Genomic DNA, 11,238 nt, shown 5'->3' with positions numbered 1-11,238 from the left:
GATGCTGTCCGACGAACGCTGGAGCGAGCTGCTGCGCGTGCGGGCCACCGACCCGGGCGCGGTGCGGCGGGCGTACGCGTCGCGGCGGCGGCGCGAGAACCTGTTGTCGGACAAGGGAACCCTGTTCCTCGTGGCCGCCGACCACCCGGCGCGCGGAGCGCTGGGTGTGGGCGGCGATCCCCTCGCGATGGCCGACCGCCGGTCGCTGCTCGAACGGCTGCTCGTGGCGCTGGCCAACCCGTCCGTCGACGGGTTGCTCGCCACCCCCGACGTCGTCGAGGAGCTGCTGCTGCTCGACGCGTTGCACGACAAGGTCGTGATCGGCTCGATGAACCGCGGCGGCCTGGCCGGCGCCGACTGGGAGATCGACGACCGCTTCACCGGCTACCACGCCGCGTCGCTCGTCGACTGCCGGCTCGACGGCGGCAAGATGCTGCTGCGGCTCGTCGACGACGATCCCGGCACCGTCCCCACGCTGCAGGCCTGCGCCGACGCCGTCACGGAGCTCGCGTCTTACGGCCTCATGGCCATGGTCGAGCCCCTGCCGTACGCCCGCGCCGAAGGCCGGCTCGTGCTGCAGAAGGACGCGGCGGCGCTGGCCCGGGCCGTCACGGTGGCGTCGGGCATCGGCGTCACGTCGGCGCACACCTGGCTCAAGCTGCCCTCGACCGACGACACCGCCGTGCTCGGCGCCACGACGCTGCCGGTGGTGATCCTCGGCGGGGTGCCGTCCGGCGATCCGGCCGCCGACCTGGCGTCGTGGGGCCGCACGCTGCGCCACGACGTGGTGCGCGGCCTCGTCGTGGGCCGTACCCTGCTCTACCCGCCCGACGGCGACGTCGGGTCCGCCGTGGCAGCTGCCGCGAAGATCCTGGAGGCCGCGAAGTGAGCGCACTGCACCGTCCACACGGGACACTGGCCGACGACTCCGACCCGATTCTCCTGACGCCCGAAGGGGCCGGGTGGAACCACACCGGCCTGCGGGTGCTCAAGGTCGGCCGCCGGCTGCCCCGGATGATCGAGACCGGCGAGTTCGAGGCCTTCGTGCTGCCGCTGTCCGGCTCCCTCAGCGTGCGGGTCGACGACGAGGAATTCGAGCTCGAAGGCCGCGATTCGGTGTTCTCGCGCGTCACGGACTTCGTGTACGTGCCCCGCGACGCCGAGGTGGTGCTGACCTCACCCACCGGCGCCGAGGTGGCGATGCCGATGGCCCGCTGCGAAAACCGGCTGGAGCCGAGGTACGGCGCGGCCGAGGACGTGCCCGTGGAGGTCCGCGGCTCGGGCCAGGCAACGCGCCAGGTCACCAACTTCGGCGTGCCCGGCGTGTGGGACCACGCGGACAAGCTCAACGCGTGCGAGCTCATCACCCCCGACGGCAACTGGTCCTCGTACCCGCCGCACAAGCACGACGAGGCCGGCGAGTGCGAGGTCGTGAACGAGGAGATCTACTACTTCCGCATCGCCGGGCGCGACGGCGTCACGCCCTCGCGCGAGGGCTTCGGCCTGCACCGCACCTACACGGCCGACGGTTCGCTGGATGAAGACGTAGCCGTGCGCGACGGGGACGTGTTCCTCATCCCGCGCGGCTACCACGGCCCGTGCGTCGCGGCGCCGGGTTACCCGATGTACTACTTGAACGTGCTGGCCGGGCCCGCGGAAGAACGTTCGATGGCGTTCTGCGACGACCCCGCGCACGGCTGGGTCCGCGACACGTGGGCCACGCAGGAGCCGGACCCGCGCTGTCCGGTCACCGATTACGAGGGACGCGCGCGATGAAGCTGACGACGGCGCAGGCGGTGGTGCGCTGGCTGCTGGCGCAACGGTCCGAGACGCTCGACGGGCGCGAGGTGCCGCTGTTCCCCGGCGTCTTCGCGATCTTCGGCCACGGCAACGTCCTCGGCCTCGGCACGGCGCTGGAAGAGCGCCGCGACGAGATCCCCGTGTGGCGCGGGCACACCGAGCAGGGCATGGCGCTCGCGGCCGTCGGCTACGCGAAGGCGACGCAACGGCGCCAGGTCGGCGTCGTGACCTCGTCGATCGGTCCGGGCGCGCTCAACATGGTGACGGCCGCGGGCGTCGCGCACGCCAACCGGCTGCCGGTGCTGCTGCTGCCGGGCGACACGTTCGTCAGCCGCGCGCCCGACCCGGTGCTGCAGCAGATCGAGCCCTTCCACGACGGCACGGCGACCGTGAACGACGCGTTCCGCGCCGTGAGCCGCTACTTCGACCGGATCACGCGTCCGGAGCAGCTGCTCGCGACGTTGCCGCAGGTCGCGCGGGTGCTCACCGACCCGGCCGACTGCGGGCCGGTGACGCTCGCGCTGCCGCAGGACGTCCAGGCCGATACCTTCGACTTCCCGCCTTCGCTGTTCGAGCCTGTGACGCACCGGCTGCCACGCCCGCGCCCGGACCGGCGCGCGGTGACCGAGGCGGCGGGCGTGCTGCGCGCGGCCCGGCGTCCGCTGCTGGTGCTGGGTGGCGGCGTGCGCTACTCGGGAGCGGGCCGCCGTGCGCTGGAGTTCGCCGAGCGGCACGGGATTCCCGTCACGGAAACCACGGCCGGGCGGACGCTGGTGGCGCACACCCACCCGCTGTACGCGGGGCCGCTGGGCATCACCGGGTCGTCTTCGGCGAACGCCGTGGCCGCGTCGGCCGATGTCGTGTTCGCCGTCGGTACCCGGCTGCAGGACTTCACCACGGCGTCGTGGACGGTGTTCTCACCGGAGATGCGGCTGGTCACGCTCAACGCGGCCGCGTTCGACGCGGTGAAGCACGGCGCGCTGGCCGTCATCGGCGACGCCTACGCCGGGCTCGACGATCTGGGGGGACAGCTGGAAAGCTGGCGCGTCGATCCACAGTGGACTTCCCAGGCCGCCGAGGAACGCGTCAAGTGGGACCAGCACATCGACTCCTTGCGTTCTGCCGCCTCGGAGATCCCCAGCTACGCGCAGGTCGTCGGCGTGGTCAACGACCTGTCCGAGCCCCGCGACTACGTGATGACGGCGTCCGGCGGGCTGCCCGGTGAGCTGATCGGCGGCTGGCGCGGCTCGGGCGAGGTGAGCATGGACGTGGAGTACGGCTTCTCGTGCATGGGTTACGAGCTCTCCGGCGCGTGGGGCGCCGCGATCGCCCACGACGGCGGTCTCGTGACGACCCTGCTCGGCGACGGCTCGTACCTGATGCTCAACTCCGACCTGTTTTCCGCCGCGTTCGCGGGCCACCCGCTCGTCGCGGTGGTCTGCGACAACGACGGGTACGCCGTGATCGCGCGCCTGCAGCAGGGCCAGGGCGGCAAGCCGTTCAACAACTTCTACGCCGACTGCCGCACCTCCCACGCCGAGCCGCCGCGCGTGGACTTCGCGCGCCACGCGGAATCGCTGGGCTGCCTCGTTTTCGAGGCCTCGTCGGTCGACGATCTGCGCGACGCGTATGCCAAGGCGCGCGCGGCCGCCGTCGCCGAGCGCCGGCCCGCGGTGGTCGTGGTGCGCACGCTGCCCGCGGCCTGGACGGAAGCCGGCGCGTGGTGGGAGGTCGGCGTGCCCGAGCACCTGGCCGGCCGCCCGGACTTCGACGCCGCGAAGCCCGGGCAGGTCCGCTATCTGAGCCGCTGAGCCGCTAGGCCCAGAGCTTCGCCAACGCGTCGACATCGAGCACCGTGGCGAACTTCGGGAAGATCTGGCCGGTGAGGAACTCGTGGGTGCCGGGCTCCGGGTCGGCGCTGGCGTCGTCGAGCACGAGGATGCGGTAGTCGCGGTCCATCGCCTCGCGCACGGTGCTGAGCACCACGCCGCTGGTGCTGATGCCGGCGAGCACGAGCGTGTCGACGTCGCGGCCGCGCAGCTGCGTGTCGAGGTCGGTGGTGGTGAACGCGCCGACGCGGACCTTGCGCACCGAGACGTCCTGCGGCTGCGGGCTGAGCCGCTCGTCGATCTGGGTGGCCGGGGCGTCGGCGTGCATCACCGCACGGGTTTCGGGCGAAACCATGCGGGCGAACACGCTGGTGGCCGGGATGGCGTCGAACTCGGCGTCGTCGAAACCGACGCGGACCCAGCCGACGTGCCCGCCGTGGGCGCGGACGTCGGCGATGGCGGTGTCGACGCGATCGACCAGCGCCTGGTCGTCGGCGACGCGGCTCACGATGCCGGCCTGGTAGTCCATGACGAGCAGGGCGGTGCGGGCCGGGTCGAGCTGTTCGGTCATTTCCGGGTGCCTTTCGGGATGGGTGGATCGCGCCAGCGTCCGGTCGAGGACGTTGACGAGCAGGAAGACGACGCTCGCGATCACCAGGAACCACGCCAGGTGATGGAGGCCGCCGGTGTCGGCCCGTTGGCCGAAGAATCCGCCTTGGGCGGCGGAGGACACGATGGCGCCGAGGTAGCCGAAGGTGCGCAGCAGACCCGCCGACGCGCCCACGTTCTCCGGATTCGCCTGCCGGTACACGGCGTGCTGCAGCGCGAGGCTGTTGAGCCCCTGCGGGATGCCGAAGATCAGCACGATGCCGACGATCGTCCACAACGGACTGGCCGGCACCAGCGTCAGCAAGAGCACGCACGCGACGAGCTGGGCGACCGACGCGACGACCAGCTTGCCGCGCAAGCCCTGCCGGCGTCCGGTGATCGCCGAGACGACGATGCCGGTTGCGAACATCGGCAGCGTGACCAGGCCGGTGGTGCTCGCCGACAGGCCGCGGCCGTCCTCGAGCCACTGGGTGAAGCCGTAGATGAAGCTGTAGGACACGACGTACGCAAGCAGGGCGCGGCCGTAGGTGAGCAGCAGCGGGACGTTGCCGCCGAGCACCCGCAGGTCGATGAACGGCTTGGGGTGGCGCAGCTCGTGCACCGTGAAGGCCGAGGCGGCGAGCACGGTGATCACGAGCAGGTACCACGAGCCGGCGTGCGGGTTCATGAGGAACAGCAGGAGCGCGACCAGCGTCGTCGCGAACAGGGCCATGCCGGGGACGTCGAGGTTCAGCGTGCCCGGGGCGCGTTCGTCGCGCGGGAACCGCAGCCGGCCGAGCACGAACGCCACGATCGCGATGGGGATGTTGACCGCCAGCGTGGTGCGCCAGCCGCCGAGGCCGATCAGGAGCCCGCCCAGCAGCGGGCCGATCACGGCGATGGTCTGCGTGGCGATCGCGAGGATGGTGAGCACGCCGGCAGGGCTGTCCTTGCCGGTGCGGCGGCCTTCGTCGCGGATGAGCCGCATCGCCGCGGGGTAGCCGGCGCAGGTGCCGAAGCCGAGGATCACGCGGGCGACGATCAGCACCGCCAGGTTCGGCGCCAGGGCGCCGATCACGCCCGCGACCCCGACCAGGGCCGTCGCGGGGAGGAACAGCCGGCGTGGGCCGTAGATGTCGATGAGACGCCCGACCACGGGCTGGCCGACCGCCGTCGCGAGGTAGAGCGCGGAGATCAGCCACGCCGTCTGCGAGGGCGGCGCGCCGAACGCGGCGCCGATCGGCACCAGCGCGACGGAGACGATCGTGGAGTTGATCGGGTTCAGGATCGCACCCGAGACGAGAGGCGCGATGAGCTTGCGGTTGAACCCGTCTTCCGCGCCGAAGCGCTGGCGCGGCTTCACGGGTGCGCTCATTCTTCGACCACGCGCTCCAGCAAGGTCAGCGCCTGGTCCAGCACCCGGCGCTCGGCCTCGGTGAAGCGCTGCTCGAACGCCTTGGCCAGCCACTCTTCCCGGCTCGCGCGGGCCCCCTGGGCGACCGCGCGGCCCTCGTCGGTCAGGAAGAGCAGCTGGCGGCGGGCGTCTTCGGCGTCGGCCTCGCGCCGGATCAGGCCTTGCTCGTGCAGGGCCGCGACCGTCTTGGCCATCGACTGCGGCCGGACCCGCTCCGCGCCGGCCAGCTGGCTGGCCGACGACGGTTCGGAAATCGCCAGCCGAGCCAGCGCCGACGCCTGCGGCGCACTCAGTCCACGGACGGACGACGCGTCCTGCAACCGGCGCCGCAGCCGGCCGAAGACGATCCGCAGCCGCTGGGCCACGGCGTCGGGAGAGGTCTGTTCGTTCACGATAGACAGCCTATACTGATCAGCCTTGGCTGTCGAATTTCTTGATCTACGCCAGCCCCGCGGCTGTCGCGCGCAGGAGCAGGCCGAGCCGAGGTTCGAAGTCGAGGGCGACATGCCCCCAGTCCGGTTCCTGCTCGTAGAGCGTCGCCAGCGTCGGGGTCGGGTGCGAGGCCTGCCACAGGGCGGCCGCGAGAGAGATCGCGGTGGTGATGAGGTTCCGGAGCTGATCGGCGGTCATGGTGCTCGCCCGCTCCAACGCGGTGACGATCCCGGCAGCGGCGGCGAAGGCGTTGGTCTTGTAGGCACGAGCCCGTTCGATGTCGACGTCGCCTTCGAGGTGCATGGCGACGTGACCGAGCAGGTCGCAGAACACCGACAGCGGCGAGAGGGTGTCCGCGAGGACGGCCGCGACCCGGTCCGGCCCCAGCCCGGTTCGGTCGAGGACGGCAGCGGCGACGGCGTCGCGCCACTGTCCCCAGCCACGTTCGGCCAGCTCCAGCAGCAGTTCCTCCTTGTTCGCGTAGTAGCGCCGCACCCCGGTCCGGTGCAGGCCGGCCCGTTCGGTGACCGCGGCGATGGTGACGAACCGCACCCCGCCGAGTTCGAGAGCGACTGATTCGGCAGCGCCGAGCAGGTCCTCGGCCCGCTGCGCCTTGTCTTCGGCCGATCGGGCTCGTTCACGCATGGATCAATTTTAGCGCATCATGGGGTGCGCTAACGCCGTGCGCGGTGCTACGGTCGGCATAGCGCATCACGAGGTGCGTTATGAGTCTTCCTTGAACGAAAGAGGACCTTTCCGTGCGAGCAGTGCAGATCACCGCGTTCGGCGAGCCGAGCGTCCTGTCGGTCGCCGAGTTGCCGGATCCGGTGCCCGGGCCGGGCCAGATCACCATCGACGTCAGCCATGCCGCGGTGGGGCTGATCGACGTGTTCATGCGCCAAGGGCTGTTCGGCGACCGGCCGGGCCTGCCGCGGCCCCCGTTCGTCCCCGGCCTGGAGGTCGCCGGGACGGTCCGCGAACTGGGCGAGGGGGTCACCGGGTTCGCCATCGGGGAACCGGTTGTCTCGATGTCGGCGACCGGTGCGGGCGGGTACGCGTCGATCTCCGTCGCGGACACCGCGCTCGTGGCCTCGACGCAGCGCTACGGCATCGACCCCGCGGTCGCGGTCGCGGTCGTGCCGAACGCGGCGATGGCCCACGTGGCGCTCACCCGAGTCGCTCACCTCGCCGAGGGAGAGAGCGTCCTGGTCCAGGGTGCGCTGGGCGGGTTCTCCGCGGCGTTCCCCGGCATCGCGCGCCGGCTCGGTGCCGCCCGCGTCGTGGGCACCGTCCGCCGCGGCAAGCTCGCCGCGGCCGCCGTGACCAAGCTGCCCTACGACACCATCGTCGACTCCGCCGATCTGTCCGGCGCGCTGGGCGAGGAGAAGTTCGACGTCATCGTCGACCCGGTCGGCGGCGACGTCCGGACACACAGCCTGGCTCTGCTCAAGGCGGGCGGCAGGCTGATCGTGGCGGGCAACGCCGGCGGCGACTGGAGTCACCAGGTCGACACCAACCAGCTGTGGCTGACGGGCACCACGGTCGCCGGCTTCAACGCGGGCGCCTACCTGCCCGCCCACCCGCAGGTCGTCCGGCCGGCATTGGAGGCGGCACTGGCGGCGGTCGCCGCCGGCCTCGGTGAGACCGAGATCGACGTGCTCCCGTTCGCCGAGGCCGTCACCGCACACGAGCGGATGGAACGTCGTGAGCCGGTCGGCCGGATCGTCCTGGTGCCGGGCGACTGACACGCCCGGCCACCCCGCGCGAGGACTCCGGCCGAGCGAGACTCAGCGCGGCCTGATGGCCGAGATCATCGGGAGCACCGCCTTGGCCTGCATGGCGGTCATGTGGTCGAGACCGTCGAGGAGTTCCACCTTCCAGCCGTCCCGCTCGAGGGCCGCGCGGTTTCTCACGAGGGGACCCGCGATGTCGACCGTGACGCCACCCCAGCGTTCGCCGTATTCGATGCGGTCCTCGGCGCCCGCGAAGCACAGGCGGGGACACGTCAGGTGGACGGCGTGGTCGTCGAAGCCTTGCAGGGCTTCATAAAGCGTGACGAACTGGCGGGTCTGCGCCGTGGACATCGTGAAGCCGACGGAGTCCCAGTCGCCCGGCGTCGCGTCGCCGCCTTCGGTGCGGGGCATCGCGTGCGTCGCCCGGGTGACGGCGAGCATCGCGTCGTACGGGCCGTCGAGCGGCGGGTAGCCACCCATCACCAGCGCGGTGAGGCGGTCGGTGCGCAGGGCCAGCTGAAGGCCGGCGAGGGCGAGCCAGGAGTAGCCGTAGTAGGCGAAGCGTTCGGCGTCCACGGCGGATGCGATCGCCAGCAGGTCGGCCGAGATTCCTTCCGGTGTAAGGGTTTCCGGGCGAGGGTGGGCGAGGGTGTGGCCTTCGTAGTCGAAGGCGATCACGCGGAAGCCGGCGAGGCCGTCGATGAGCGAGCGACCCAGCGCGGGGTCGCCGCCCCACTGACGCACGGACTCGGCCTGCTCGCCTTCCAGCGGGCGTGGGTTCACGGGCAGCAGCAACGCCGGTCCGTCGCCGTGCACCTCGACGTCGATCGTGGTTCCGCCGGGCAGCGTGACCATGTCGGCCCCATCTCTTTACGTTGTAAGCGATTGGCGCCGACGATACTTTACGTCGTATCGAGTTGTCGAGTTGTCGAGCTCAGAGGCCGAGGTACCGGCGGATCTCCTGCACGGCGGCGCGTCCGGCGCGGTTGGCGCCGACGGTGCTGGCCGAGGGCCCGTAGCCCACGAGGTGCAGGCGCGGCTCGGCGACCACGCGTGTGCCGTCCATGCGGATGCCGCCGCCGGGCGCACGCAGGTGCAGGGGCGCCAGGTGGTCGATCGAGGCGCGGAAGCCGGTGGCCCAGAGAATGGTGTCCGCGGGTTCGAACGTGCCGTCGGCCCAGACGACGCCCTCGGGCACGAGGTGGTCGAACATCGGCTTGCGGTCGAGGTACCCGGCGGCCTCCGCGGCCCGTACCTCGGGCGTCACGGCGAGGTCGGTGACGCTCACGACGCTCTGCGGCGGCAGCCCCTCGCGCACGCGCCGCTCCACCTTCGCGACGGCCTGGCGGCCCCACTCCTCGCTGAACTCCTCGTCGCGCCACACCGGCGGGCGGCGGGTGACCCAGGTCGTCGACCTCGCGACGGGCCCGATCTCCATCAGCAGCTGGACCGCCGAGATGCCGCCGCCGACCACGACCACGCGACGCCCACGGAACGCCTCGGCGCCGGGGTAGTCGGCGGTGTGCAACTGGCGGCCGGCGAAGCGCTCCTGGCCCGGGTAGTGGGGCCAGAAGGGGCGGTCCCACGTGCCGGTCGCGCTGATCACGGCGCGCGCGGCCCACGTCTCGGCGGGGGTCTCGACCAGCAGGCGTTCGCCGTCCTCGCGGATCGCCGTGACGTCGACCGGGCGGTGCACGGGCAGGTCGAACGTCTTCTCGAAGCGGCCGAAGTACTCGGACACGACCTCACTGGCGGGCCGGGCCGGGTCGGGCGTGCCGAACGCCATGCCCGGGAGGTCGTGGATGCCGTTGACCTTGCCGACGACCAGCGAGGGCCAGCGGTACTGCCACGCGCCGCCGGGGCGTTTGCCGTGGTCGAGGACCACGAAGCCGGTCTCGTTGGCGAGACCCGAACGGCGCAGGTGGTACGCCGCCGACAGCCCCGCCTGTCCCGCCCCGATCACCACGACGTCCGTCTCGTGATCCGCACTCATACAACGTTCAACAACCGCGGGGAACGCGTATTTCGAGCGGTGACTCACACGGCGACGCGGTTGCGCCCGGCGTCCTTGGCTCGGTAGAGGGCGGCGTCGGCGGAGCGCAGCACCTGGTCGAGCGTGTCGCCCGCGTCGGGGTAGCCGGCGACGCCGATGGACACCGACAGGCCGCTGACCTGCACCGTCCCGCCGACCACCACGCTCAGCTCCCCCACCGCGACCCGCACGCGCTCGGCGATGGCGAGCACGGACGTGCCGCCGGTGGCCGGCAGCAGCACCACGAACTCCTCGCCGCCGAAGCGCCCGACGGTGTCGCTCTGGCGCACGGCCTCCGCGATCGCCACGGCGACGGCGGCCAGGACCTCGTCGCCGGTGAGGTGGCCGTAGGTGTCGTTGATGCGCTTGAAGTGGTCGAGGTCGATCATCAGCACGGCGAACTCACTGCCGGGGCCCCGTCGGCGGGCGCGGGTGAACTCGCGCGTGGCGAGGTCGTGCCAGCCGGCAGTGTTGAGCAGGCCGGTCTTCTCGTCCGTGACGGCGGCGACCTGCAGTTGCTGTTTCAGAAGCAGGTAGCGATGCAGCAGAAGCAGCGGCGCCACCACGAAGACGACGAGCACGGGCTGCGCCACGAGCGCGAGCGCGGCGAGGCCGCCGAGGCACAGCGTGGCGATCTCGAAGGCGTTGTCCTCCCACGTGCCGATGAGGTCCGCGGCCTGGCGGCTGCCCGTGTAGAGGTAGATGCCGGCGGCGACCAGCGCCATGTTGACCAGCTCGAACACCGCGGCCGCCGCGACGAGGGCGAGTACGCCGTGCCACGTGTCGAGGTGCGCGTCGTTGAGGTGGTCGATGGTCAGCACGGAGGACGCCGCGAAGCAGCTGAGCATCGCCCACGCCGTGCTGGCGAGGAACCGGTGCGCAGGCCGCGTGCGGACGCTTCGCCAGACTCGCAACCACAGGTGCAGGTAGAGGACGAGCGCCAGCAGCGCCACCCACGCCGGCGGCAACAGGAAGGCGCCCGCGAGGTACCAGACAGAGGTGACGTTGATGTGCGTCTGGCCGCTCATCCACCGCCGCAGCCGCTCGATCCGCCGCGACATCTCCGCCTGCGCGATCCCGAGCACGACGAGCGTCGCGAACCACCCGAACTGCACCGCGCCGCCGAAGTTCGTCGCGAACCCGACCGCCACGGCCACCACGGCGGCCACCTCGCACACCACGGCGTACGCGATCCACCTCCGCCGCGCCACCACCCACATCCCCCACCGCGACGGCAGGCCGTCCCACTCCCGCCACGCCGCCAGCGCACCCCGCACGCCGCGGGGTCCCGCTCCCAGCATCGTGACGCCCCTTCGGCCGACGAGGTGGCCCAGGGTAGCCGGTCAACCCTCCGCCGTCGCCGGACCGGGGGAAATCCCGGAGCCCTTCTGCCCCACGGTCATGGCTGGG

At 71.8% G+C, this 11,238-nt stretch carries 10 protein-coding genes; 4 read left to right on the top strand and 6 right to left on the bottom strand.

The features are described 5' to 3' along the window. Position 1 precedes the first annotated feature (1 nt). From ACQPXB_RS10545 to iolD, 3 genes are read left to right on the top strand one after another with little or no spacing between them, the layout of a single operon-like run. On the top strand, positions 2-889 hold the full coding sequence (locus tag ACQPXB_RS10545; RefSeq protein WP_366581110.1) for a Cgl0159 family (beta/alpha)8-fold protein: 888 nt from the start codon (positions 2-4) through the stop codon (positions 887-889). Beyond that, a complete protein-coding gene (iolB, locus tag ACQPXB_RS10540) occupies positions 886-1,776 on the top strand; it encodes a 5-deoxy-glucuronate isomerase (protein WP_386948272.1) in 891 nt (296 codons plus the stop codon). The genes ACQPXB_RS10545 and iolB overlap by 4 nt, the downstream gene beginning before the upstream one ends. Then, positions 1,773-3,611 (top strand): 3D-(3,5/4)-trihydroxycyclohexane-1,2-dione acylhydrolase (decyclizing), encoded by a 1,839-nt coding sequence (gene iolD / locus ACQPXB_RS10535; RefSeq protein WP_432851159.1) that lies wholly within the window; start codon positions 1,773-1,775, stop codon positions 3,609-3,611. Before iolB ends, iolD begins: the two co-directional genes overlap by 4 nt. Before the next feature lie 4 nt (positions 3,612-3,615). On the opposite strand, the gene ACQPXB_RS10530 is transcribed toward iolD, so the two are convergent. Genes ACQPXB_RS10530 through ACQPXB_RS10520 form a run of 3 tightly spaced genes read right to left on the bottom strand, consistent with a single transcriptional unit; the run spans position 3,616 to position 6,708 of the window. Further along, a complete protein-coding gene (locus ACQPXB_RS10530; RefSeq protein ID WP_432851157.1) occupies positions 3,616-5,592 on the bottom strand; it encodes an MFS transporter in 1,977 nt (658 codons plus the stop codon). Beyond that, positions 5,589-6,023 carry a MarR family winged helix-turn-helix transcriptional regulator gene (locus ACQPXB_RS10525; protein ID WP_366580779.1) on the bottom strand — a complete coding sequence of 145 codons (435 nt, stop codon included), beginning with the start codon at positions 6,021-6,023 and terminating at the stop codon, positions 5,589-5,591. Before ACQPXB_RS10525 ends, ACQPXB_RS10530 begins: the two co-directional genes overlap by 4 nt. Positions 6,024-6,069: 46 nt before the next feature. Then, positions 6,070-6,708: a hypothetical protein gene (locus tag ACQPXB_RS10520; RefSeq protein ID WP_366580777.1), complete on the bottom strand. Its 639-nt coding sequence runs from the start codon at positions 6,706-6,708 to the stop codon at positions 6,070-6,072. A 113-nt stretch (positions 6,709-6,821) separates the two neighbouring features. Between ACQPXB_RS10520 and ACQPXB_RS10515 the strand changes: the two genes are divergently transcribed. Further along, positions 6,822-7,808 (top strand): quinone oxidoreductase family protein, encoded by a 987-nt coding sequence (locus tag ACQPXB_RS10515; protein WP_432851155.1) that lies wholly within the window; start codon positions 6,822-6,824, stop codon positions 7,806-7,808. Positions 7,809-7,850: 42 nt separating this feature from the next. Here ACQPXB_RS10515 and ACQPXB_RS10510 read toward each other — a convergent pair whose 3' ends face one another. The 3 genes from ACQPXB_RS10510 to ACQPXB_RS10500 all read right to left on the bottom strand — a co-directional run bounded on the left by ACQPXB_RS10510 (position 7,851) and on the right by ACQPXB_RS10500 (position 11,048). Then, complete coding sequence (locus tag ACQPXB_RS10510; protein WP_432851153.1) at positions 7,851-8,651, bottom strand: alpha/beta fold hydrolase; 801 nt, start codon at positions 8,649-8,651, stop codon at positions 7,851-7,853. A gap of 79 nt (positions 8,652-8,730) precedes the next feature. Further along, on the bottom strand, positions 8,731-9,789 hold the full coding sequence (locus ACQPXB_RS10505; RefSeq protein ID WP_366580771.1) for an NAD(P)-binding domain-containing protein: 1,059 nt from the start codon (positions 9,787-9,789) through the stop codon (positions 8,731-8,733). A gap of 44 nt (positions 9,790-9,833) precedes the next feature. Next, positions 9,834-11,048, bottom strand: a complete 1,215-nt coding sequence (locus ACQPXB_RS10500) for a diguanylate cyclase (RefSeq protein ID WP_432856527.1) — start codon at positions 11,046-11,048, stop codon at positions 9,834-9,836. Between the last annotated feature and the right edge of the window lie 190 nt (positions 11,049-11,238).

It is taken from the genome of Amycolatopsis sp. CA-161197 (assembly GCF_050942255.1).
GTDB lineage: Bacteria > Actinomycetota > Actinomycetes > Mycobacteriales > Pseudonocardiaceae > Amycolatopsis.
This window is presented reverse-complemented; position numbering and strand designations above follow the sequence as displayed.